This window comes from Stenotrophomonas maltophilia (assembly GCF_047497515.2).
In the GTDB taxonomy this organism is placed as follows: domain Bacteria; phylum Pseudomonadota; class Gammaproteobacteria; order Xanthomonadales; family Xanthomonadaceae; genus Stenotrophomonas.
Window position 1 is genome coordinate 164,532 of record NZ_JAXAXL020000008.1, and the last position, 22,552, is coordinate 187,083.

Consider the following 22,552-nt stretch of genomic DNA (forward strand, 5'->3'; position numbering starts at 1 on the left):
ATCCACGCATGGCGTGGATCTACCGGCCACCGGACCCACCCCGGCATCCCGCGGAGTGCAGGCGTTTGACGTTGACGTTGATTCGGCAGGAGCAGGACGCAACCCTGACGCCACGTCTATTCCGCGATCAGCACCAGGCCATCGGGGAAGACGATCGCCGCTTCATCGGCACCTACATCGAAGAAGCCCACGCCGTGCTTCTCGGCCAGGTCCTGCACGCGGCCATGCGCGCGCTCGGCCACCGGGTACGCGAACGCGCCGTAGATCACCTGACTACCGATGCTGTACTCGGTCACCTCGGCACGATCATCGTCGTCATTGCTCAACGGCCCGTTCATTGGCGGAAATTCCCGTGCCATCTCCGCGAACCACGCCTGCAGTGCCGGGCTGCTGACCGCCGGGTCATCGTACTCGTGGCGCTCGTTCCACTGCGTCTGCTTCTCGAACCAGGCGATGAAAGCCGCGGCCTCGCGTGGGGCGGCGCTGGCCTCGAACACCATCATGTCGTAACTCATTGGGGCTTCCTGTGCAGAGCGGGGGCAGAGTCTGTGGACGCACAGGGTATCGCGCTAGGGCTGCGTCGCCGTGCTCATCGCCCACCCCGGCGCCAGCGCCTTGGCTTCCGGGAACAGCGCGAAGCGCAGGCCGATCAGGCCCATCAGGGCCTCGTCGCGCGCCTTGCAGGCGGCCACGCTGCCAACCCGGCCCAGCGAAGTATCCAGCCGCTCGCGCAGCGCCTCGGCCGCCACGAGCGGTTTGCGCGCAGCGATCTGCCGGCGGTAATGCACGGCGATCTCTTCCAGGATGTGCTCGACCGCTTCGCGGCTGCGCTCGGGCAGTTCCAGCCGGGCGCGGCGCAGCTGCAGGATGTTCAGGCCGATGCGAGCCTCGTTGAGCATGTCCACCGAGGCGATGTCGCTGCCCTCCGGTGTCGCCGCCAGGCGCGGTGCGAGCAGGCCCAGCAGGTCGAGCATGCGCGCGGCGAAGCGCTGGCGGTCCTGCTGGCCGCGGCCTTCGGCGGCTTCGGCCAGCGTGGTCCAGCCCTGCCGCACCAGTCGCCGTGCGGTCCACTCGGCACCCACCGAACGGAACAGGCGGGTCATCACCACCGCAAAGCCAATGCCGATGAACATCGCGATCGACGAATTGAGGAAGGTCTGGATGTTGGCGCTGTAGGTGTTCTGCAGGCTCAGCAGCGCGGCCAGGTTCACCGTCAGTGGCAGTGCGAACAGCGCGCTCTTCGGGTGATGCAGCATCAGCCCCAGCGGCAGGAACACCACCGCCAGCACCAGTGCCAGCAGGCCGAAGTCGTGCACGGCCGGGAATACGCCGAACAGGTACACGCCGGCCACTACCGAAGCGACCATGGCCCACACCAGGAACGACACCATGCTCGGCGCCGGGTCGTCCTGCGCGGCGAAGAATGCGGCCGTCACTGCGGCCATCATCGCGCCGTTGCCACCGCCTTCCCATCCCAGCGCGATCCACAGCACGCAGTAGCTCATCAATGCCACGCCGGCACTGAGCGCGGAGAACAGCGCCATGCCATAGTCGACGTGCTTGTCGGCGGCCGTGCGCTCGGTGCGGATGCGGTAGTGCGCGCGGTCCAGCGGTGCGGTGCCGTGGTCGATCGCATGCTGCAGCGTGCGGCAGTCCTGCCACAGGTCCACCAGTTCCTCCAGGCGCAGCAGCAGGCTGGCCAGCTGCAGGTGCTGCAGGTCGCGGTCCACCTGCGGCTTCAGCGCACTGATGCGCGCGCGCAGGCGGGCGTACTCGCTGGCGTTGGTCGGCCCGTCCAGCCAGTCGTGGAGGTCGTCGATCAGTTCCGGCAGGCCCTCCGGCAGCGCCTGGCCATCGCTGCGCAGCGCACTCAGCCGATCGGCGATCGACGACAGCACCGGCAACAGCAGCAGCATGCGCTCACGCAGGCGCTCCATCGACACCGCCGAACCGGCATGGCGCGGATCATCGCGGCGCAGGAATTCAATCAACGCCTCGAACTGCACCAGGTCGGCGGCCAACCGGTTGCGTGGCGCGTGCGCGCGTCCGCGTTCAAGAATCTGCCGGCACCACTGCGCGGCGTCCTCCATCCAGGTGCCGATGCGTGCGCGCAGCATCGGCCGCACCGAGGCCGGGAACAGCAGCGAAGCAAACAGCACTGCCACCACCGTGCCCAGGATGATTTCCTCGCTGCGCGCCACCACGGTGTCGAAGATGGTCTCCGGCGAGGTCACGGCCGGGAAGCCGATGAAGGCGGTGGTGTAGCCGGCCAGCAGGAACGCGTAGCCGCGCGGGCCGCGGTTGAGCAGCGCCATGAACAGGCAGCCGGCCAGCCAGATCGACATCGCCGCGCTCAGCACCAGCGGCGTTTCCACCAGTGCCGGCAGTACCAGCAGGGTGGCCAAGCCGGCCACCAGCGTGCCGACGATGCGGTACACGCCCTTGGCACGGGTCGGGCCCAGCAGCGGCTGGCTGACGATGTACACCGTGCCCATCGCCCAGTACGGGCGCGACAGGTTGCCGGCCATGGCGATGTACAGCGCGGCCACCGCGGCCAGGTAGGTCTTGATCGAGAACAGCCAGGCCTGGCGGTCGGTCAGCGCGTTCATGGCTTACTTCGCCGAGGCCTGTGCGGTGGTCGGAGCAGCCGGGGCGACCGTTGCCTGCCAGCCGCCGCCCAGCACCAGGAACAGGTGGATCTGGTCGCGCGACACCTGAGCCTCGGCCGCGGCCAGGGTGGCATCGCTGGTGGCCAGGCTGCGGTCGGCATCCAGGCTGGACAGGTACGGCGTGCGGCCGCCCTGGTACAGCCGGCGGTTCTGCTCGGCGGCCAATGCGGCCTGTTCCTGCGCGGTGCGCAGCGACTGTAGTCGGCGCAGGTCCTGCGCATAACGATCCAGCGCGGTCTGGGTCTCGCGCAGTGCCTGCAGCACGGTGTGGTCGAACTCGGCCAGCGCCGCATCGGCACCCGCCTCGGCGGCATGGATGCGGGCGTGGGTACCGGACGACGGCAGCGTCCACGAGATCAGCGGGCCGATCGACCACTGCTGGGTCATCGGCGTGCCGAAGTCTTCCAGCAGGCCGGCGGCACCGAGCGAGGCACCGAGGCGGATATCCGGGTACAGCTCGGCGGTGGCCACACCAATGCGTGCAGTGGCCGAGGCCAGCTTGCGCTCGGCCTGGCGCACGTCCGGGCGACGCTGCAGCAGCGCACGACCATCACCGACCGGCAAAGGCTGCGCCAGGGCGGGGGCGTGCGCGCAGTCGATCACGCCGGCCGGCAGCTGGCCCGGGGTCTGCCCGAGCAGCGCAGCCAGCGAATAGGCGGCCGCCGAACGCTGCGCCTGCAGCGGCGGCAGTGCAGCTTCCAGCACGGCCACCTGGGCATTGGCGCGGGCCAGTTCCGGCGGCGTGCCGCGGCCGGCATCGATCAGGCGCTGGGTGACCGAACGGCTGCGCTGCTGCAGCTGCAGGGAGTGCTGGGCCACATGCAGCTCGTGGTTGGCGTGGCAGATTTCCAGGTAGCTGTCGGCCACCTGCGCAACCACGCTGACCTGGGCCAGGTCGCGTGCCGCCGCCACCGACTGTTCGTCGGCGCGCGCCGCTTCGGCACCGCGCTTGAGCTTGCCGAACAGGTCGAACTGGTAGCTGACCGCGAACTTGCCGTCGGCCAGGTTGATCACCGGCAGCGCGTGTTCCTGCAGGAACGATTCGGCCGACAGCTGCGCGCGGCTGGCGCCGGCTTCGGCCTCGTACTCGAAGCCGCCGGCGTCCAGCGCCTGCTCGTATACGGCGGCGGCCCGGCGCAGGTGCGCATCGGCGGCCTTCAGTTCCACGTTGTCGCGCAGCGCCTGGGTAATCAGCCCGTCCAGCACCGGGTCGTTGTACAGCGACCACCAGCGGTCGGGCAGCGCCTGGTTGGCGGCCACCTGCGGGTTCTGCGTATCAATGAAGGCCGCATTGGCCTGCGGCCGCTTGAACGCCGAGCCTTCCGGCAGGGCGTAGTCGGGGCCGACGGTCCTGCACGCGGCCAGGCTGGCCAGCGCGACGATCAGGCCGAGACGGGGCAGGGCGGCGTTCACAGGCCCGCCTGTGTCGGCGCGGTGCCGGCCTTGTCTGCGTGCTTCGTGCTGCTGGTCTGGACGGTTACCGTGGCGGTGCGGCCGGCGATCAGTTCCACGCCCTTGGGCACCTCGTCGATGCGGATGCGCACCGGGATACGCTGCGCCAGCCGCACCCAGTCGAAGGCCGGGGTCACGTTCGGCAGCAGGCTGCTGCCGTTGCTGCGGTAGCGGTCCTCGATGCCGGCAGCGATGCTCTCGACATGGCCGCGCAGCGGCACCGATTCCCCCATCAGGCGGATATCGACGCTCTGCCCCGGCGCCACGCCGCGCAGGCGGGTTTCCTCGAAATAGCCATCAATGCGGAACGAGCCGGTATCCAGCAGCGCCAGCACTGGCTTGCCGGCCACCACGTAGTCGCCCACGCGCAGGGTGCGGTCGTTGACCCGGCCATCGGCCGGTGCGCGCACCTCGGTGCGGCCCAGGTTGAGTTCGGCCAGGTCGACCGCGGCCTGTGCGGTGGCCAGCGCCGCCTGTGCGGCCTGCAGCTTGGCGCGGCGCACTTCGGCGTCCTCGGCGGCGACCAGGTCCTGCAGGCTGCGGTCGCGGCCGATCTCGCGGCGCAGCTGCGCCACCGAGGCCTGGCGCTCGGCCAGGCTGGCCTTGGCCTGCTCCAGTGCGATGCGATAGCGGGCGCGGTCGACCACGAACAACAGGTCGCCCTTCTTCACTGCCTGGTTGTCGGCCACGTCCACCGTTTCCACCAGCCCGGACACGTCAGGCGCCATCTGCACCACGTCGGCGCCGACATGGGCATCGCGGGTCCACGGCTCATCCATGTAATAGACCCACAGCTGGCGCAGCACCAGCAGGGCCACGATCACGGCTGCGCTGGTGAGCAGCACCGGCAGGGTCTTCTTCACGATCTTGTTCACGATTGCATCCAACGCAGGAGGTGGAACAGCAGGCCAAGCACGATCCCGTACAGCGCCAGGTTGAACAGCGCCGGGTGCCATACATGGCGGTAGGCGCCGGCACGCTGCAGCAGCGCGTGCAGGCCGCTGTTGACCAGATAGGCCAACACCATCAACCCGAGCAGGGTCGGGACGAACACTCCGTGGAGACTGAATTCACCGGGCATCGGTAGGGGCGGGGGCGAGGTTGGGGGAGGGGAGGGACAACGAAACAACAGCAACGGGCAAAAGCCGCTGGCGTGTGCACGGCAGCGGCGGGGTTCGGGGGCAGCGGTCTTACGTAATGCGGTCGGCGGCCTCGGCCAGCAGGCGCCATGCCTTCAGCACGGCGTGCAGTTCATCCATGGAAAGCTCGCCGAACACGTCCTGGCGCAGGCCGATCAACTGGTCTTCCAGCTCGCTGACCAGGGCCTGGCCGGCGTCGGTCAGCCACAGCAGGTTGGCCCGGCGGTCGCTGGCGTCGCTTTCGCGGCGGACCAGGTCGCTGGCGCACAGCTTGTCCAGCAGGCGCACCAGGGAAGGCCCTTCCATGCCCAGCTGCTGGGCCAGCGCCACCTGGCGGATGCCACCGCCAGAGCGGCCGATCATCAGCAGCGGCATGGTGCAGGCGGTGGAGATCCCGTAGCTGCCGAGCCGGCTGTCGGCCAGGCGCTGCCACTGCCGCCCTGCGTACAGCAGGCCGGAGCTGAGCTGCATCTGCAGCACGGTGCGCTCGTCGAGGGGTCGGTCCATAAGAGATAGATAGGATACTACTAATTTCATTCCTATCAATAGGTTTTTATGAATGGGCGGGGTGTGATGAGGAAAGCGTTGCGCCTGCTGGCTACTGGCTGGGGTGGCGGAGGGCCGGACGGGGCAGGGCACGCTGCAAGTACGTCCATGTAAGCTCGATCGGCGCATCCATGCGCCTCACGGCCCTGCCCCGTCCGGCCCTTCGCCACCCACCCCACATCCCGCGAGCGCGGAGGGTTGGCTCTTTAAAGGCAAGGGCAGAAGCAGTGCGGACCAAGGGCCGCACCCACCAAAAACAGAAAACTCCGCAGCAGCGGCGCGCTGCTTCCGAAGCCATGAACCCCAGCTTTTGACCCCGCTTTCGGGCGGTCCGGCCGCGCTCGCAGGAAACCGTCAGGGAGGGGGAGAGGGGGCTGCGCAGGACCGTTGGCGCCATGGATGGCGCCATCGAGCCCCCAGGGACGGGTTTACGGCGTGTCCTGCGCAGCCCCCTCTCTCACTCCAGACCGATAGCAAGCACGCGCCGGAAGAACCCCCCGATGAACCGTCCCAACAGGACGACCCACCCCCCGGTCGGGTACGATGCTCGCCCCCCGTTCGGGACGCTGTACGCAATGAGCAAGAACAACGAAAAGGCCGCCCCGCAGGGCGACGTGACCCAGGACCAGGCCGAGGATGCCGTGCGCATCCTGCTGCGCTGGGCCGGTGAGGACCCGTCCCGTGAAGGCCTGCTGGATACCCCCCGCCGTGTCGCCGAAGCCTATGGCGACTGGTTCAGCGGTTACCGCGACGACCCGCGCGCCTACATGGAGCGGACCTTCGAGGAAGTGGCCGGCTATGACGAACTGATCGTCCTGCGTGACATCGAGTACGAAAGCCACTGCGAACACCACATGGCGCCGATCATCGGCCGCGTGCACGTCGGCTACCTGCCGGCCGGCAAGGTGGTGGGCATCAGCAAGCTGGCCCGCGTCGTCGAAGCCTACGCCCGCCGTTTCCAAGTGCAGGAGAAGATGACCGCGCAGATCGCCCAGTGCATCCAGGATGTGCTGCAGCCGATCGGCGTCGGCGTGGTCGTCGAAGGCGCCCATGAATGCATGACCACCCGCGGCATCCACAAGCGCGGCGTCAGCATGGTCACCTCCAAGATGCTGGGCAGCTTCCGCGACGACGCGCGTACCCGCGCCGAGTTCCTGCGCTTCATCGAAGTGGGCGGCAAGCGCTGAGCCGCTTGCCCGCACCTCGCCGGCCGCGTGTGGCCGGCATGCCCACGGCTGCCCGCGCGGCAGCCGTGCGTGGCGGCTCGTCCCTGTCAGCCCTACAGACCTCTTTCGCTGCATGAAGCATCGCGAACGCATCTCCCGTTACCGCCATCTGCGCGAACAGCCCCAGTGGAAGCTGCTTGCTGCCGACCACGCTCCGGAAATCATCGGCCTGCTGCAGGGACTGCTGATGGACGGCGAGCGTACGCTGCCATCGTCGGTGCTCAACGAGCGCCTGCAACGCGCGCTGGACCAGCTCAACGGCGACGAACTGTCGCGCGAGCTGCCGCGTACCGCGCAGGCCTACATCGCGCACTGGCTGGCCCAGGGCTGGCTGGAACGGCGCCTGCCCGAAGGTGCCGACCAGGAACAGTACGAGCTGTCCACCGCTGCAATGCAGGCGATCCGCTTTGCCGATGGCCTCGAGCAGGCCCGCGTGGCGGCCACCGAGAGCCGCCTGGCACTGGTCATCGAACAGCTCTCGCAGCTGGCGGCGCAGACCGAGTCCGATCCGGACGCACGCCTGTCGGCGCTGCGCGACGAGCGTGACCGCATCGACGCCGAGATTGCCCGCGTCGGTGCCGGCCGCGTGATCGCGCTGGATGGCAAGCGCGCGCTGGAACGTGCGCGCCAGATCATCGGCCTGGCCGATGAACTGACCGAAGACTTCCGCCGCGTGCGCGACGACTTCGAGCAGCTCAACCGCGATTTCCGCGAACGCATCATCGACGACGAGGGCGAGCGCGGCGACGTGCTGTCGCAGCTGTTCGAAGGCGTGGACGTGATCGGCGAGAGCGATGCCGGCCGCAGTTTCCAGGCCTTCTGGCGCCTGCTCAACGATGCCGAACAGAGCGCACAGCTCGACGCCGCGCTGGAAGCAGTGCTGGCACGCGGCTTCGCCCGCCGGCTGGACCGCAACGAGCGCAACTTCCTGCGCGGCTTCACCAGCACCATGCTGGAACGCGGCGGCCAGGTGCACGACGTGCTGCAGAACTTCGCGCGCAGCCTGCGTGGCTTCGTGCAGAGCCGTGGCTACCTGGAACAGCGCCGCCTCAACCAGTTGTTGAAGCAGGCGCAGTCCGAAGCGCTGGCACTGCGCGATGAGTTCCCGGCACAGCGCGGCATCGGCCGCGACCTGCAGCTGACCACCAGCCGCCTGCGCTCGTGGTCGCAATGGAAGCTGCATGACCCGCGCAGTGCCCAGGTCGATGGCAATGTCGAGTACAACGACGCCGCAGCCATCAGCCTGGAAAGCGTCGGCGATCTGGTCGCTTCGTCCGAAATCGACTTCCGCACCCTGCGCCGCGACCTGCACGATCTGCTCGATGCACAGCCGCGGCTCAGCATCGCCCAGGCCCTGTCGCAGCGCGAGGCGCCGCAGGGCCTCGGCAGTGTCATCGGTTACCTGTCGCTGGGCACGCGCTTCGGCAACGTGGTCGCCGGCGAGCAGGAGCTTGCCGAATGGCGTGGTGGCGACGGCCAGGTCCGTCGCGCCCGCATCCCGCTGGTTTGGTTCACCCAGGAGAGACGCCATGAGCTGGCATGAAGATCCCATCGACGCACCGCAGGCCGACGTGGCGGAAGACGCCTACGAAGCCGAACCGGTGGCGGCCGTGGCGCAGCCCCGCCGTGGCAACGACGTGTACTACCTCGGCGATACCGGGCGCCTGCCGCTGGATGCGCGCCGCGCGCTGTGCCAGCTGCTGATCGGCCCCAGCATCGACCAGCTGCGCCACGCCAAGCTGTGGCCGGCGCTGATCCGCAGCGAAGCCGCCATTCGTTCCGCGCTGGCCGACCTGTTCCTGGAACTGGTGCTCGATCGTGACAGCGGCGTGGCCTTCACCCGCCAGGCCGATACCGAAGACGTCGATGCGCCGGTGCTGCTGCGCACCTCGCCGCTGACCTTCATCGACTCGGTGCTGCTGCTGTTCCTGCGCCAGCAGCTGGCCGAGGCCGATGCGCGCGGCAACCGCGCGGTGGTCGCCGATGCCGAGATGGCCGAAGCGCTGGCCATCTACGAAAAGAACCTGTCCACCGACCGCGCCGGCTTCAATCGCCGCGTCGCCTCGGCGGTGCAGAAGATGAAGGACAACCACATCCTGACCCGCCTCAGCGGCCAGGAAGACCGCCACGAAGTCTCGCCGGCGCTGAAGCTGCTGTTCTCCGCCGAAGACGTGTCCCAGCTCTCGGCGGTCTACCGCCAGCTGCGCGAAACCCCGGCCGCCGAGGCCTGAGAGACCCGAACATCGCATGGCTATCTCCAAGCACACTCCCGCCCTGTTCAACGAAGGCCTGCCGGACCCGCGCCTGCAGCAGTTCCGCATGCGCCGCCTGCAGGTGCACAACTGGGGCACCTTCAACGGCCTGACCGAAGTACCGATCGCCGAGCGCGGCTTCCTGTTCGTCGGTCGTTCCGGCTCGGGCAAGTCGACCCTGCTCGACGCCATGTCCGCGCTGCTGACGCCGCCGGCCATCGTCGACTTCAACGCCGCCGCGCGTGAAGCCGAGCGCAGTGGCCGCGACCGCAACCTGGTGTCCTACGTGCGTGGCGCATGGGCCGACCAGCAGGACAGCGGCACCGGCGAAATCGCCACCCAGTACCTGCGCAAGGGCGCGACCTGGACCGCACTGGTGCTGGAATACCGCGCCGGCGATGGTCGTGTGGTCAGCCTGGTGCGCCTGCTGTGGATCTCCGGCAACGGCACCTCGGCCGGCGACGTGCGCAAGCACTACATGATCGCCGAGCGTCCGTTCGACATCGCCAAGGACCTCGGCGGCTTCGACCTGGACCTGCGCAAGCTCAAGCAGAAGCTGGCCGACCTGCACCATTTCGACACCTTCTCCGGCTATGCCGAGCGCTTCCGCGACCTGCTCGGCATCGACAACGAGATGGCACTGCGCCTGCTGCACAAGACGCAGTCGGCGAAGAACCTGGGCGACCTCAACGTCTTCCTGCGCGACTTCATGCTCGACACGCCGAAGACCTTCGACGCCGCCGAGCGCCTGGTCAGCGACTTCGCCGAGCTTGATGGCGCGCACCAGGCCGTGGTCACCGCCCGCCGCCAGGTGGAAACCCTGCTGCCGGCACGCGCGTACTACAACGATCTGAAGGAAATGCACCGCCAGCGCGGCGACGACGAAGCGTTGAAGCTTGGCGTCGACAGCTTCCGCGAAAGCCGCCGCCAGGCGCTGATCGAAGCCCGCCTGCGCGAAATGGATGTGCGCGACCGTGGCCTGCTCGGCGAAGAAGCCCAGCGCCGTGCCGCGCTCGACAACCACACCGAGCGCCTGGCCGAACTGGAACTGCAGCGCCGCCAGCAGGGCGGTGAGCGCATCGAGGAACTGGAACGCGAGCAGGGCCGCGCCGAAGCCGAGCGTGACCGCCGCCAGGCCAAGCGCGACCAGGCGCAGGACGCCGCACAGCAGCTGCAGGCCGAACTGCCCGATGATGCGCACGGCTTTGCCGAACTGGTCGAGCGTGCGCAGAACGAACTGCAGGACCGCCAGCGCGCCTCGGCAGCCCTGGACGATGCGATCAGCGATCGCCTCGGCGGCAAGCGCGATGACGAGCGCCGCTTCGGCGAAGTGCGCAGCGAACTGGAGGCGATGCAGCGCACGCCGTCCAACATCCCGGCGCCGATGCAGAAGCTGCGCGCGCGCCTGGCCGAGGAAACCGGCATTGCCGAGGCGGCGTTGCCGTTCGTCGGCGAGTTGATCCAGGTCCGCTCGGAAGAGCAGGGCTGGCAGGGCGCCATCGAGCGCGTGCTGGGTGGTTTCGCGCTGTCGCTGCTGGTCGACGACAAACACTACAACGACGTGGCCGAATGGGTGAACCGTACCCACCTGGGCATGCGCTTCACCTACTATCGCGTGCGCCGCAACGACGACGCGTTTGCCCGCGAGCCGTCGGCCAAATCGCTGCTGCACAAGCTGGAACTGCGCGAGCACGTGTTCGAAAGCTGGCTGCGCCGCGAGCTGGGCAAGCGCTTTGACTACGAATGCGTGGATGCCAAGCAGCTGCGCAACGTCGATCGCGGCATCACCCGCGAAGGCCAGGTCAAGCATCCTGGCGACCGTTTCGAGAAGGATGATCGCAGCGCCGTCGGCGATCGCCGCCGCTGGATCCTCGGCTTCAACAACCACGACAAGGTGGGTGCCTTCGAGCGTGAAGCCCAGGAACTGGCCAAGCGCATCGCCAGCTGCGAGACCGACATCGCGCGCCTGCGCGGCCAGCGTGACCGCGACAACGAGCGTCGTCTGGCCTGCCACGAACTGGTGAGCATCAGCTGGAACGAGATCGACATCGCCGCCCCGCAGCAGCGCCTGAGCGATATCGAGGCCACCCTGCGCGACCTGCGCGAAGGCAACGCCGACCTCGCCAAGCTGGCCAAGCAGATCGACGCCGTGCGCGCCGACATCGAGCAGTCCCGCCGCACCTATGAAGACGTCCGCGTCGAACGTGGCCAGCTGGTCAAGGAGCGCGATCGCCTGGACCGCGCGCGCCAGCAGAGCCGTGCACTGGTGCTGCCGAGCCTGGCCCAGGCGCAGGAGGCCGGCCTGGCCGAGCGCCTGCAGGAGCAGGGGCCGCTCAGCCTGGAAACGCTGGAAGCGCACATGCGCCAGGTCAGCAACGCGCTGAACGAGCAGCTGTCGTCGTCGCAGCAGGACCTCAACCGCATCGAGAACCAGCTGATCGGCTGCTTCCGCCGCTTCATCCAGCAGTGGCCGGAAGAATCGGGTGACTTCACCGTCTCGGTGGCTTCGGCCGAGGATTTTCTCGCCCGCCTCGAACGCCTGGAACGCGATGGCCTGCCGCAGCACGAAGAACGCTTCTTCGATCTGCTGCAGAACCAGAGCAAGAACAACCTGCTGGCCCTGCAGCGCCACAGCGCCGAGGCCCGCAAATCGATCGGCCAGCGCCTGGACGAAGTGAACGCCAGCCTGGAACAGGTGCCGTTCAACCGCGGTACGCTGCTGACCATCGAGCTGAGCGACCGCCGCCTGCCCGAAGTGGGTGAGTTCCATCTGCAGCTGCGCGAGGTGTTGTCGCAGCAGCAGACCGAGCAGCGCGAGCTGGCCGAATCGCAGTTCACCGTACTGCGCCAGCTGGTCAACCGCCTGGGCTCGCAGGAAGGCGAAGACAAGCGTTGGCGTGAGCTGGTACTGGACGTGCGCATGCACGTGGAGTTCATCGGCGTCGAGCTGGATGCGGAAACGCGCCAGCAGGTCGAGATCTACCGCAGCGGTGCCGGCAAGTCCGGTGGCCAGCGCCAGAAGCTGGCCACAACGTGCCTGGCGGCCGCGCTGCGCTACCAGCTCGGCGGTGCCGACAGCCAGCTGCCCAGCTACGCCGCGGTGGTGCTCGACGAGGCCTTCGACAAGGCCGATAACGAGTTCACTGCGCTGGCGATGAACATCTTCGACAACTTCGGCTTCCAGATGGTGGTAGCCACCCCGCTGAAGTCGGTGATGACGCTGGAACCGTTCATCGGTGGTGCCTGCTTCGTCGAGATCAGCGGCCGCCACGACTCCGGCGTGCTGCTCATCGAGTACGACGAAGAAGGCAAGCGCCTGAAGCTGCCGGAACGCAGCCGCCAGCAGGCCAATGAACCGGAAGATGCCGAGGCCTGACCGGGCCGGTTGAATGGGAATGCCGGCCAGCGGCCGGCACTACCCATGGGCGGGTTCATGACCCGGTAGTGCCGGCCGCTGGCCGGCACCCCCCTCACGCACTGCGGAACGTATCCCACGCCATCCGTGCGATCAGCACCACCACCAGGCCCACGAACAGCTTGCGGATGAACGGCGTGCCGCCCTTCAGCGCCAATCGCGTGCCCACCACCGAGCCGATGATGTTGGCCGCCGCCATCGGCAGCGCGAACAACCACAGGATGTTGCCGGTCGGCACGAAGAACGAGATCGCCGCCACATTGGTCGCCAGGTTCACTACCTTCGACGCGGCCGATGCACGCAGGAAATCCAGCCCGAAGAAGCGCACGAACAGGAAGATCAGGAAGCTGCCGGTGCCCGGCCCGAAGAAGCCATCGTAGAAGCCGATCGCCGCCCCGATCGCCAGCGCGATCACCAGTTCGCGGCGGCCGATCTCCTGCGGCCGGTGCAGCGCACCGAAGTCCTTCTTCCACAGCGTGTAGGCCAGCATCGCGATCAGCAGCACCAGCACCAGCGGGCGCACCGCGTCCTTGGGCAGCAGGCTGACCGCCGTGGCACCGGCGAACGAGAACACGAAAGCCGTACCCGCGGCGAACAGGACCGGCTTCCACGGAAAGCGCACATTGCGCGCATAGCGCCAGGCCGCCGCACCGGTGCCGAACATCGAACTGAACTTGTTGGTGCCGAACAGCATTGCCGGCGTCTGCTGCGGCAGCACCGTGAACAGACCGGGCAGCTGCACCAGGCCACCGCCACCGACGGCGGCATCCACAAGGCCGGCGATGAAGGCGATCACCACCAGCCACCACAACTCAGGGGGAACCAGTTCCAGCACGGCGGTCAATCAAGGTGGGGGCGCGACAGCATACGCCCTTCGCCGATGGATGCTGGCCGCCTCCCGGGCGACAATGGGCGCATGAGCCGAAAACCCGTCGATCCCTGTCCCTGTGGGCTGCCTGCCGACTACGCCGCCTGCTGTGGACGCTTCCATGCCGGCGAGGCCGCACCGGATGCCGAGCGCCTGATGCGCTCGCGCTACAGCGCGTATGTGCGTGGCCTTGCCGATTACCTACGCCAGACCTGGCACCCGGACACGCGTCCGGCCGAGCTGTCACTGGACGAAGCGCCCGGCCAGCGCACGCACTGGCTCGGCCTGACCGTGCACGAACAGACGAACACCGGCACCGACAGTGCCGAGGTGCGTTTCACTGCCCGCTACCGGGTGGGAGGCGGCAGTGCGGTGAAGATGACCGAGCACAGCCGTTTCCTGCGTATCGACGGCCGTTGGTACTACCTCGACGCGGTCTGAGCCTCAACCGCTGCGCACCGCCAGCACGCGCTGGCTGCCCTGCGCGCGGACCTGGTTGCGGCCTCCGTCCTTGGCCATGTACAGCGCCTGGTCGGCGGCCTTCATCACCGCCATAGGGCGTGGGTCCACGCGGCTGTCGGCCAGTCCGATGCTCACCGTCACCTGCACCACTTGGCCGCTGCCGCCGCGCCCGCGCTGCTGGCGACCCGCCTCGTCATCGCGGCTGCGCGTACCGCGGTCGCGCAACTGCATGCGGGTGTCCTCGATGCTCTGTCGAAGGGCCTCCACCGCGTCCACGCAAGCGGCCGCCGGGCGGTCGAGGAACACCACCGCGAACTCCTCGCCGCCATAGCGGAACGCGCGGCCACCATCGCCCACCCGCGCCAACCGCGAGGCCACCAGCCGCAGCACGTCGTCACCGGTGTCGTGGCCATGGGTGTCGTTGAACGATTTGAAATGGTCCACGTCCACCATCGCGATGCTGTAGGTGCCCCGCGCCCGCTGCAGGGTCTCGTTGAACGCACGTCGCCCCGGCAGGCCGGTGAGTTCATCGCGGAACGCCATGTGGAACGACTCCTGCAGCATCGCACCCAGCATCAACAGCAGGGCGGCGCTGCTCAGTGCCGGCAGCAGGACCGGCTGCAGGAACACCCGCGGCAGCATCCACCACAGGCACAGCAGCGCCAGCAGCATCGCTGTGTGCAGCGGGCGAGGGTGCCGCCAGGCCAGCCAGCCCAGGGCCGCGGTGGCGGTCAGGAACAGCAGGGCCGGCACCTGTGCCAGCGCGTTCCAGTCGGCCGGAATCCAGCGCCAGTGGCGGTTCGACAGCAGGTCATGCATGCCACGTGGCTGCTGCGAGGCCAGCAGCAGGAAGATCAACAGCACGGTGCCGCTGGCAACGCCGCGCAGCAGCAGGTCCTGGCGGCGGCGCCCACGTTCGGGCCACAGCGCCAGGCCGGCAAACAGCGCCGGCAGCCACGCCGAGATCGCGTGGAAGCGCAGCGGCGTCAGTGCACCCACGTGCCCGTTGCGCAGGTAGCCGGCAACGTCCTGGTGGAGCAGGGCGAACATCACCGCCACCACCAGCAGCAGGCACAGCGTACGCACCTGGTGGTAGAGCAGCGCCAGCCCGGCGCCAAGGCTGGCCAGCAGCCAGGGCAGGACGCGCTGGGCCGGGCTGGCCACATCCTCGTTGCCCAGCGCCGCCCACAGCACCAGTGCGACGAGCACGGCGGGCAGCACGAACAGGTAATGCGCAGGCTGGCGGAGCGGATGCAGGGGCAAGCAGGAATTCCAGCGCGGTGACGACGCGGCCGCAGCATTGCCGTTAGCGGCGTTCGCGCCTGCTTCTTGAATGCGCTGCGGTCAGGCGTGTGAATGCGTTGACGTGGCGCCATGACATTGCGCTCACCGGCCCGCGCCGATGCTGCAGGCATGGACAGCGTAGCCACCGCCGTCGCTGCCCCGCAGCATGATCTCGCCCGCCGGTTCGCCAGCGTGCGTGACCGCAGCGTGCAGCTGGCCGCCCCCCTCAGCGCCGAAGACGCCATGCTGCAGAGCATGGCCGATGCCAGCCCCAGCAAATGGCACCTGGCCCACACCACCTGGTTCTTCGAGCGCTTCGTGCTGGCGGGCTTTGCCGCCGCGCCTGCGCACGATCCTGGCTGGGACTACCTGTTCAACAGCTACTACAAGAGCATCGGCCCGGCACACGCACGGCCGCAGCGGGGCCTGTTGTCGCGGCCCTCGCTGCGGCAGGTGTACGACTACCGGCAGCAGGTCGATGCGCAGGTGCAGGCACGGCTGGCCAACGGCGATCTTGATCCACAGGCACTGCAGCATCTGCAGCTGGGCCTGCAGCACGAGCAGCAGCATCAGGAGTTGCTGCTGACCGATATCAAGCATGCCTTCTGGTGCAACCCGCTGCAGCCACCCTATCGCGAGGATCTGCGGTCTGCCCCTGGGGTCGCCAGCGCACAGGGCTGGGTCGAATCACCCGAGCGCATCGTCACCGTCGGCGCCGCCGCCTGGCCTGGCCACGCCGCGTTCGCCTATGACAACGAGTCGCCGCCGCACCGCGTGCTGCTGCCCGCCCATGCGCTGGCCGAACGCCCGCTCAGCAATGCTGAATACCTCGGTTTCATCGAGGCCGGTGGCTATGACGAACCGCACTGGTGGCTCAGCGAAGGCTGGGCGCTGCGCGAAGCCGAGGGGTGGCAGCACCCGCTGTACTGGGATGCGGCCCTGCAGCGCGAGTTCACCCTCGGCGGCTGGCGCAGCCTCGACCCGCATGCGCCGGTCTGCCATCTCAGCTACTACGAGGCCGATGCCTGCGCCCGCTGGGCCGGCGCGCGCCTGCCCAGTGAGTTCGAATGGGAAGCAGCCGCTGCATCACGTCCGGTGAGCGGGCATTTCGCCGATGACGATCACCTGCACCCGCAGGCAGCCCAGGGCCAGGGTCTGCGCCAGCTGTTCGGCGACGTCTGGGAGTGGACCCACAGTGCCTACGGCGCGTATCCGGGCTTCCGCCCGTTTGCCGGCAATCTCGGCGAGTACAACGGCAAGTTCATGTGCGGCCAGTGGGTGCTGCGCGGCGGCAGCTGTGCTACCCCACGCGGGCATGTGCGCGCCAGCTACCGTAACTTCTTCATGCCGCCGGCGCGCTGGCAGTTCTCCGGCCTGCGCCTGGCCCGGGACCTGACATGAGCACCGTGCATGACGCGTTGCGGGCATTGACCGACCTCACGCCCGGTCGCCAGCAGATCCTCGCCGACGCCGTGGCTGGCTTGTCGCGCGCCGAGCGCCAGCTGCCCTCCAAATACTTCTACGATGCGCGCGGCTCGCGCCTGTTCGAACAGATCACCCAGACCCGCGAGTACTACCCCACGCGTACCGAGCTGGCGCTGCTGGCCAGGGTGTTGCCCGACATCGCGCGGGTCGTGGGTCCGCACCTGCACGTGGTGGAACTGGGCAGCGGCAGTGGCCGCAAGACCGCGCTGCTGTTGGCCGCGCTGCAGGACCCGGTGGCCTACACCCCGATCGAGATCTCGCGGGCCGCACTGCTGTCCAGCATCGACCATCTGGCACCGGCACTGCCCGACGTGGAAATGCTGCCAGTGTGTGCCGACTTCACCCGTCCCGTCGCCGTGCCCACGCCCGAGCGGGAACCGGCGCGGCGGCTGCTGTTCTTCCCGGGTTCCACGTTGGGCAATTTCGCCGCCGACGACGCCGTGGCGTTGTTGCGCGCGATGCGCCAGACCATGGGCCGCGATGGCCTGGCGCTGGTGGGGATCGACCTGCACAAGGACCCGGCGCTGATCGAAGCGGCCTACAACGATGCGCAGGGCGTCACTGCGGCGTTCACCCTCAACCTGCTGGCCCGGCTCAACCGTGAGATCGGCAGCGATTTCGATCTGGACGGGTTCCGCCATCGCGCCCGGTATAGCACCGCGCGGCTGCGCATCGAGACCGATCTGGTCAGCCAGCACGAGCAGGACGTGCACCTTGACGGCCGCACCTTCCATTTCGAGGCCGGCGAGCCGATCCGGGTGGAATACAGCCACAAGTACACCGACGACAGTTTCGAATGGCTGTTGCAGCAGGCCGGTCTGCAGGTCGTGCAGCGCTGGGATGCCGAGAGCCCGGCCTACGGTCTGCGCCTGCTGCGCGCCACGTAGATCGGCCATCAGCCGGCCTGGCTTCAGGTTCGGCGGCAGTGCTCCGCCTAAGATGGCCCTGCAACGGCAACACGGAGGACGCCATGCCCATTCTGACCACGCTCGGCTTGGCGGCCGCGCTCGCGACGGCTCCGCAACCGCCGGTGCCAGCAGCGGCGACTGCCGTGGATCCAGCGTTCGGCCGCTGCCTGGCCGACGTGCAGTCCAAGGCCGCCAGCCAGGGCATCAGTGCCGACCGCTTCACCGAGATCACGGCAGGCCTCACGCCCGCCCCCAGCGTGCTCGGCCTGCTCGACGCACAGCCGGAATTCACCACGCCGATCTGGGACTACCTGGCCGCGCTGGTCGATCGCCAGCGCGTGGACGACGGTCGCGCCCTGCTGCTGCAGCACCGTGATCTGCTGGAACGCGTGTCGGCGCAGTACGGCGTCGATCCGGCCACCATCGTCGCCGTCTGGGGCGTGGAGAGCGACTACGGCCGTGTGTTCGGCAAGCGCCCGCTGCTGCAGTCGCTGGCCACGCTGTCCTGCGCCGGCCGCCGCCAGGCCTTCTTCCGCGGTGAACTGCTGGCCCTGCTCACGCTGATCAATCGCGGTGACCTGCAGCCGCAGGGGCTCACTGGTTCCTGGGCCGGTGCCTTCGGCCATACCCAGTTCATGCCCAGCACCTATGCGCGCATCGCCGTCGACGGCGACGGTGATGGCCGCCGCGATCTGGTCGGCAGCATCCCCGATGCGTTGGCGTCCACGGCCAACTATCTCAAGCGTGCCGGTTGGCGCACTGGCGAGCCGTGGGGCATGGAAGTGCGTGTCCCGGACGGCTTCTCTGCCAGCCAGGCCGGTCGCACCCAGCGCCGGTCGCTGGCCGACTGGCGAGCGCAGGGCGTGACCGCGCTGGATGGCAGCGCGCTGGCCCCGGCCAACCTGGCGGCCGATGCACGCGCCGCGCTGCTGCTGCCGGCCGGCAGCAAGGGCCCGGCACTGCTGGTGTTCCGCAACTACGACGCGATCTACAGCTACAACGCCGCCGAAAGCTATGCGCTGGCGATCGCTACGCTGGCCGACCAGCTGCGGGGCAGCAAAGGCCTGGCCACGCCCTGGCCGACCGACGATCCCGGCATCGGCCGCGATGAGCGCCGCCAACTGCAGGCCCTGCTGCTGGCCCGCGGCCACGACATCGGCGCCGCCGACGGCATGATCGGCGCCGCCACCCGCCGCGCGATCCAGGCCGAACAGCAGCGTCTTGGCTGGGCCAATGCCGATGGCCGCGCCGGACAGCGTATCCTGCGCGCACTGCAGAACACGCCGGCTACTGCGCCGGTGCCCACCCGTTTCACGCTTCCCAGCAACTACAGTGCCGTGCAGTCGCCGGCCATACGGAGTCGATCCAACGTGCAGCAGATCCAGGGCGTACGCAGCGGGCAGTACCAAGGGCTCGATGCCTGGCTGGTGGAAACCGCCGAGGCCAGCGCCGCCATCAGTGTCTTTGGTGGCCAGCTGCTTTCCTTCGTGCCCAAGGGCCAGGCAGACGTGATGTGGCTGTCACCGCGACGTGCCGAATTGCCCACGCCCATCCGGGGAGGCAGCCCCGTATGCTGGCCGTATTTCGGCCGACAGGGCCAGGGCAATGACGTGCCCGCCCACGGCTTCGTGCGCACCTTGCCGTGGGAACTCCAGCAGGCCCGTCGCCTGGATGACGGCAGCATCGAGCTGATCCTGGCGCCGCCGGTCCTGCAGAGCCTGGACCTGCGCCTGCGCATGACCGTCCGCGTGGGACGCCAGTTGACCCAGCAGCTGATCACCGAGAACACCGGCAGCGCGCCCGCCACCATCACCCAGGCGCTGCACAACTACTTCCGCGTGGGGGATGCCAGCGCGGTGGAAGTGGATGGCGTGGACGGCCTGGACTATCTGGACAAGTTCGAGAACTATGCGCAGCCGCGTCGGCAGCAGGGCCCCTGGTCGTTGCGCGACCCGCGCGACCCCGGCCGTAGCGATCGCATCTATACGCAGGCCAAGGGCCACTATGTGCTGCGTGATCCGGTGCTCAAGCGCCGCATCGACATCCGTACCGACGGAAGCCGTTCCCTGGTCGCGTGGAATCCCGGTGCCGAGGCTGCGGCGAAGATGGCCGACGTCGGCGCGGGCTGGCGCGACTATGTTTGCCTGGAAGCCGCCAATGCCGGACCGGACGTGGTGACCCTGCCGCCGGGCGGCAGGCATGTGTTGTCACAGACGTTGTCTGCGGCACCATGGACGCCGGCCAACCAGTAACGCATCAACGCAACAAGGACGTTGTCATGCAGGAAGCACAGTGGTGGTACGCCAATAGCCGGCAGAGCGAAGAGCCGGTCGATCTGGCCGGGCTGCGCCGCCTGCAACAGCAAGGCACGGTGACGGCGCGTACCCTGCTGTGGCGGGAGGGAATGCCCTCGTGGCGACCGCTGGCCGAGCTCGACCCTTCGGTGGTCGCCGCCGGGCCGGTCGCTGCGCCGCTTGAACATGCCGTGGTTGCACCCGCCGCCGCTGCAGATCCCTCCGATCCCTACCGTGCGCCCGCGACGGTGGACGTGGCCGCACCCGCCTTGGCGCTGGCGGGCGACATGGCGTTGTATGCCGCCGTGGTCGGTGGCAATTTCCCGATCTATCGCCAGCGCTGGCGGCTGGACCAGGGTGTCGCCGAGAGCGCCGGTACCTGGCACTGGCCGGCGTTCCTGATCGGCTTGATCTGGATGATGTACCGCAGGATGTACCGCCTGGCGGCCATATGGGCTGGCACCCTGGTGTTCTTCAGCATCGCCGAGGTCCTGCTGGATGTGCCCGAGGGTGTGTCCATGCTCATCACCTTTGTGCTCAACATCACCGCTGCGGTGTATGCCAACCGCTGGTATCTGTCGCACTGCCAGCGGGAGATCGCGCAGGCACGCGTCGTTGCCGACGACGATGAGGCGCGCCTGCACAGCGAATTGGTGGCCCGCGGCGGCACCAGCGTACCGGCGGCAGTCGGGGCCATCTTCTTCGTCCTCGCGATGATGTTCGTGGCGCAGGCGATGGTCGGCTGAGGCGCAGGCGATGACCGGCAACCCCGTTTGCTGGCAGTCCTGAGTCCATTGCTCAGGCCGGTGTCCGTGCCCGCAGCACCAGCAGGCACAGCGCGCCGGCCACCAGGCCCCAGAACGCCGAACCAATCCCGGCCAGCGATACGCCCGAGGCGGTGACCAGGAAGGTGACCAGTGCCGCCTCGCGGTCACGCTCCACCGCCAGTGCACTGGCCAGGCTGTTGCCGATGGTGCCGAACAGTGCGATACCGGCCACGCAAGCTACCAATTCCCTCGGGAAGGCGGCGAACAGCGCAGCGACCGTGGCACCGAACAGGCCGATGACAATATAGAAGGCGCCTGCAGCCACCGCGGCGGTGTAGCGTCGCGCCGGATCTTCATGGGCATCGCGACCCATGCAGATCGCTGCGGTGATCGCCGCCAGGTTCAGCGCATAGGCACCGAACGGCGCCAGCAGGGTGTTGACCACGCCGATCCAGCCGATCAACGGCGACACCGGGGCGTCATAGCCGGAGGCACGCATCACCGCCACGCCTGGAATGTTCTGCGAGGCCATGGTGACCACGAACAGGGGCAGGGCGATGCCGGCGACGGCGGTCCACGACAAGGACGGCGTGACCCATTGCGGTACCGCCAGCTGCAGCTGTACCTGCTGGGTATGCAGCAGGCCACGGCTGGCGGCGACGATGATGCCGACCAGCAGGGTGGCGATGACCGCATAGCGCGGAAACAGGCGCCGTCCGGCCAGCCAGGTCGCGAACATCGCCAGGGCCAGGATCAGTTGGGTGTTCATGGCCACGAACACGTCCAGGCCGAAGCGCAGCAGCACCCCGGCCAGCATGCCCGCGGCCAGCGCCATCGGCACCCGCTGCATCAACCGGGCAAAGACGCCGGAGAAGCCGGCCAGCATGCCCAGCAGCGCAGCAAGCAGGAAGGCGCCGGTGGCTTCCGAAAGCGAGGCGCCGCCGGTACCCACCACCAGCATCGCCGCACCCGGGGTCGACCACGCGGTCACTACCGGCACCCGATAGCGTAGCGACAGCCCGATGCAGGTCACGCCCATGCCCATGCCCAGCGCCCACATCCATGAAGCAATCTGCGCCTGGTTGGCACCGACCGCCTGCGCGGCCTGGAACACGATCACCGCCGAACTGGCGAAGCCCACCAGCACCGTAATGAAGCCAGCAACGATCGCCGGCATCGAAAGATCGCGCCACCACGTGCGTGCCACCTGCATGCTCATTGCTGTCTCTCCACTGTGCATCCCTGCATTGATAGCGGCTACGGCGTTGACCGCGCAACGCGCGGGCAACGCCGCAGTGATCTTCGAGCGTACGTCATGCGTGATGTAACCGCGCTTCTGTAATCACCCTGCAAAAAAAGCCTTGACGAAATCTGCAGGATCTCTAGAATTCGCTCCCTTGCTGCAGCGCATCGCTTCTTCGGAAACGGCACGCGAGCAGCGACGCCACCACCGACGAACGAGTTGATCGAACGAAGGTGTTGACGGACTCGAAAAGTCCGGCATAATAGGCGGCTCGCAACGACGAAAGGCCTTCGGGCTCAACGACGAAGCGGCATCGGCAACAGCGTCCACTCCGGTGAGGCGACCTTGAAAAAAGGTGTTGACGAAGCGGAAAAGCCGGCTATAATGGGCGGCTTCGCTACGAAGGAAACTTCGCAGCACACGGGAACGGCGTTGAGGCCACTTCCTCTGATCTTTGAAAGTATGCGCAGGTATCTTGTGAAGGCGCCTGCAGGAAGGATGATTGTCCATCTTGCAGACGTTTGATCAAGCAACTATTAATT

The 22,552-nt window shown here is 68.1% G+C and carries 18 protein-coding genes; 9 read left to right on the plus strand and 9 right to left on the minus strand.

All coding sequences use genetic code 11. The annotated features are described in order from the left end of the window. Nucleotides 1–116: 116 nt before the first annotated feature. The 6 genes from ACMZPQ_RS13075 to ACMZPQ_RS13100 all read right to left on the minus strand — a co-directional run bounded on the left by ACMZPQ_RS13075 (nt 117) and on the right by ACMZPQ_RS13100 (nt 5,767). Nucleotides 117–515 carry a hypothetical protein gene (locus tag ACMZPQ_RS13075; protein ID WP_197582432.1) on the minus strand — a complete coding sequence of 133 codons (399 nt, stop codon included), beginning with the start codon at nt 513–515 and terminating at the stop codon, nt 117–119. A gap of 54 nt (nt 516–569) precedes the next feature. After that, nucleotides 570–2,609, minus strand: a complete 2,040-nt coding sequence (locus ACMZPQ_RS13080; protein ID WP_197582431.1) for an FUSC family protein — start codon at nt 2,607–2,609, stop codon at nt 570–572. Between the two features lie 3 nt (nt 2,610–2,612). Continuing rightward, nucleotides 2,613–4,082 (minus strand): efflux transporter outer membrane subunit, encoded by a 1,470-nt coding sequence (locus tag ACMZPQ_RS13085; RefSeq protein WP_197582430.1) that lies wholly within the window; start codon nt 4,080–4,082, stop codon nt 2,613–2,615. Continuing rightward, nucleotides 4,079–4,996: an efflux RND transporter periplasmic adaptor subunit gene (locus tag ACMZPQ_RS13090; RefSeq protein ID WP_040006821.1), complete on the minus strand. Its 918-nt coding sequence runs from the start codon at nt 4,994–4,996 to the stop codon at nt 4,079–4,081. The genes ACMZPQ_RS13085 and ACMZPQ_RS13090 overlap by 4 nt, the downstream gene beginning before the upstream one ends. Beyond that, nucleotides 4,993–5,202, minus strand: a complete 210-nt coding sequence (locus ACMZPQ_RS13095) for a DUF1656 domain-containing protein (protein ID WP_025875651.1) — start codon at nt 5,200–5,202, stop codon at nt 4,993–4,995. The genes ACMZPQ_RS13090 and ACMZPQ_RS13095 overlap by 4 nt, the downstream gene beginning before the upstream one ends. 109 nt (nt 5,203–5,311) lie before the next feature. Then, on the minus strand, nt 5,312–5,767 hold the full coding sequence (locus tag ACMZPQ_RS13100; RefSeq protein WP_008265191.1) for a MarR family winged helix-turn-helix transcriptional regulator: 456 nt from the start codon (nt 5,765–5,767) through the stop codon (nt 5,312–5,314). 614 nt (nt 5,768–6,381) lie between these two features. Between ACMZPQ_RS13100 and folE the strand changes: the two genes are divergently transcribed. The 4 genes from folE (at nt 6,382) to ACMZPQ_RS13120 (ending at nt 12,660) form a co-directional block, all read left to right on the plus strand. Then, a complete protein-coding gene (gene folE, locus ACMZPQ_RS13105) occupies nt 6,382–6,993 on the plus strand; it encodes a GTP cyclohydrolase I FolE (RefSeq protein ID WP_008267997.1) in 612 nt (203 codons plus the stop codon). A 112-nt stretch (nt 6,994–7,105) separates the two neighbouring features. Then, nucleotides 7,106–8,575, plus strand: coding sequence for a DUF3375 domain-containing protein (locus ACMZPQ_RS13110; protein ID WP_197584145.1), 1,470 nt, complete (start codon nt 7,106–7,108; stop codon nt 8,573–8,575). After that, the gene (locus ACMZPQ_RS13115; protein WP_197584147.1) at nt 8,562–9,263 is read left to right on the plus strand and encodes a DUF4194 domain-containing protein; all 702 of its coding nucleotides are present in this window, start codon (nt 8,562–8,564) and stop codon (nt 9,261–9,263) included. Before ACMZPQ_RS13110 ends, ACMZPQ_RS13115 begins: the two co-directional genes overlap by 14 nt. A 16-nt stretch (nt 9,264–9,279) precedes the next feature. After that, entirely contained in the window at nt 9,280–12,660 is a 3,381-nt protein-coding gene (locus tag ACMZPQ_RS13120) for an SbcC/MukB-like Walker B domain-containing protein (RefSeq protein WP_197584149.1), read from the plus strand. A 94-nt stretch (nt 12,661–12,754) separates the two neighbouring features. Here the strand turns inward: ACMZPQ_RS13120 and ACMZPQ_RS13125 are convergent, their stop codons facing one another. Next, nucleotides 12,755–13,534: a TSUP family transporter gene (locus ACMZPQ_RS13125; RefSeq protein WP_197583772.1), complete on the minus strand. Its 780-nt coding sequence runs from the start codon at nt 13,532–13,534 to the stop codon at nt 12,755–12,757. A gap of 81 nt (nt 13,535–13,615) precedes the next feature. On the opposite strand from ACMZPQ_RS13125, the gene ACMZPQ_RS13130 reads away from it, so the two are divergent. Then, nucleotides 13,616–14,008: a YchJ family metal-binding protein gene (locus tag ACMZPQ_RS13130; RefSeq protein WP_197583768.1), complete on the plus strand. Its 393-nt coding sequence runs from the start codon at nt 13,616–13,618 to the stop codon at nt 14,006–14,008. 3 nt (nt 14,009–14,011) lie between these two features. Here the strand turns inward: ACMZPQ_RS13130 and ACMZPQ_RS13135 are convergent, their stop codons facing one another. Further along, nucleotides 14,012–15,292 (minus strand): GGDEF domain-containing protein, encoded by a 1,281-nt coding sequence (locus ACMZPQ_RS13135; RefSeq protein ID WP_197583766.1) that lies wholly within the window; start codon nt 15,290–15,292, stop codon nt 14,012–14,014. Nucleotides 15,293–15,442: 150 nt separating this feature from the next. Between ACMZPQ_RS13135 and egtB the strand changes: the two genes are divergently transcribed. The 4 genes from egtB (at nt 15,443) to ACMZPQ_RS13155 (ending at nt 20,746) form a co-directional block, all read left to right on the plus strand. Then, the gene (gene egtB, locus ACMZPQ_RS13140) at nt 15,443–16,714 is read left to right on the plus strand and encodes an ergothioneine biosynthesis protein EgtB (RefSeq protein WP_197583776.1); all 1,272 of its coding nucleotides are present in this window, start codon (nt 15,443–15,445) and stop codon (nt 16,712–16,714) included. Continuing rightward, nucleotides 16,711–17,685, plus strand: a complete 975-nt coding sequence (gene egtD, locus ACMZPQ_RS13145) for an L-histidine N(alpha)-methyltransferase (RefSeq protein WP_197583765.1) — start codon at nt 16,711–16,713, stop codon at nt 17,683–17,685. The genes egtB and egtD overlap by 4 nt, the downstream gene beginning before the upstream one ends. Before the next feature lie 83 nt (nt 17,686–17,768). Next, nucleotides 17,769–19,958, plus strand: a complete 2,190-nt coding sequence (locus ACMZPQ_RS13150) for a lytic murein transglycosylase (protein ID WP_414486113.1) — start codon at nt 17,769–17,771, stop codon at nt 19,956–19,958. A gap of 26 nt (nt 19,959–19,984) precedes the next feature. Next, nucleotides 19,985–20,746: a GYF domain-containing protein gene (locus ACMZPQ_RS13155; RefSeq protein WP_414486114.1), complete on the plus strand. Its 762-nt coding sequence runs from the start codon at nt 19,985–19,987 to the stop codon at nt 20,744–20,746. A gap of 52 nt (nt 20,747–20,798) precedes the next feature. On the opposite strand, the gene ACMZPQ_RS13160 is transcribed toward ACMZPQ_RS13155, so the two are convergent. Next, nucleotides 20,799–21,986 carry a benzoate/H(+) symporter BenE family transporter gene (locus ACMZPQ_RS13160; RefSeq protein ID WP_197583763.1) on the minus strand — a complete coding sequence of 396 codons (1,188 nt, stop codon included), beginning with the start codon at nt 21,984–21,986 and terminating at the stop codon, nt 20,799–20,801. Between the last annotated feature and the right edge of the window lie 566 nt (nt 21,987–22,552).

Excerpts from the sequence above, each read along its gene's own strand:
- ACMZPQ_RS13075 (WP_197582432.1), bottom strand. The coding sequence starts at position 515 with ATGAGTTACGACATGATGGTGTTCGAGGCCAGCGCCGCCCCACGCGAG.
- ACMZPQ_RS13080 (WP_197582431.1), bottom strand. The coding sequence starts at position 2,609 with ATGAACGCGCTGACCGACCGCCAGGCCTGGCTGTTCTCGATCAAGACC.
- ACMZPQ_RS13095 (WP_025875651.1), bottom strand. The coding sequence starts at position 5,202 with ATGCCCGGTGAATTCAGTCTCCACGGAGTGTTCGTCCCGACCCTGCTC.
- ACMZPQ_RS13100 (WP_008265191.1), bottom strand. The coding sequence starts at position 5,767 with ATGGACCGACCCCTCGACGAGCGCACCGTGCTGCAGATGCAGCTCAGC.
- folE (WP_008267997.1), top strand. The coding sequence starts at position 6,382 with ATGAGCAAGAACAACGAAAAGGCCGCCCCGCAGGGCGACGTGACCCAG.
- ACMZPQ_RS13110 (WP_197584145.1), top strand. The coding sequence starts at position 7,106 with ATGAAGCATCGCGAACGCATCTCCCGTTACCGCCATCTGCGCGAACAG.
- ACMZPQ_RS13115 (WP_197584147.1), top strand. The coding sequence starts at position 8,562 with ATGAGCTGGCATGAAGATCCCATCGACGCACCGCAGGCCGACGTGGCG.
- ACMZPQ_RS13120 (WP_197584149.1), top strand. The coding sequence starts at position 9,280 with ATGGCTATCTCCAAGCACACTCCCGCCCTGTTCAACGAAGGCCTGCCG.
- ACMZPQ_RS13130 (WP_197583768.1), top strand. The coding sequence starts at position 13,616 with ATGAGCCGAAAACCCGTCGATCCCTGTCCCTGTGGGCTGCCTGCCGAC.
- egtB (WP_197583776.1), top strand. The coding sequence starts at position 15,443 with ATGGACAGCGTAGCCACCGCCGTCGCTGCCCCGCAGCATGATCTCGCC.
- egtD (WP_197583765.1), top strand. The coding sequence starts at position 16,711 with ATGAGCACCGTGCATGACGCGTTGCGGGCATTGACCGACCTCACGCCC.
- ACMZPQ_RS13150 (WP_414486113.1), top strand. The coding sequence starts at position 17,769 with ATGCCCATTCTGACCACGCTCGGCTTGGCGGCCGCGCTCGCGACGGCT.
- ACMZPQ_RS13155 (WP_414486114.1), top strand. The coding sequence starts at position 19,985 with ATGCAGGAAGCACAGTGGTGGTACGCCAATAGCCGGCAGAGCGAAGAG.
- ACMZPQ_RS13160 (WP_197583763.1), bottom strand. The coding sequence starts at position 21,986 with ATGAGCATGCAGGTGGCACGCACGTGGTGGCGCGATCTTTCGATGCCG.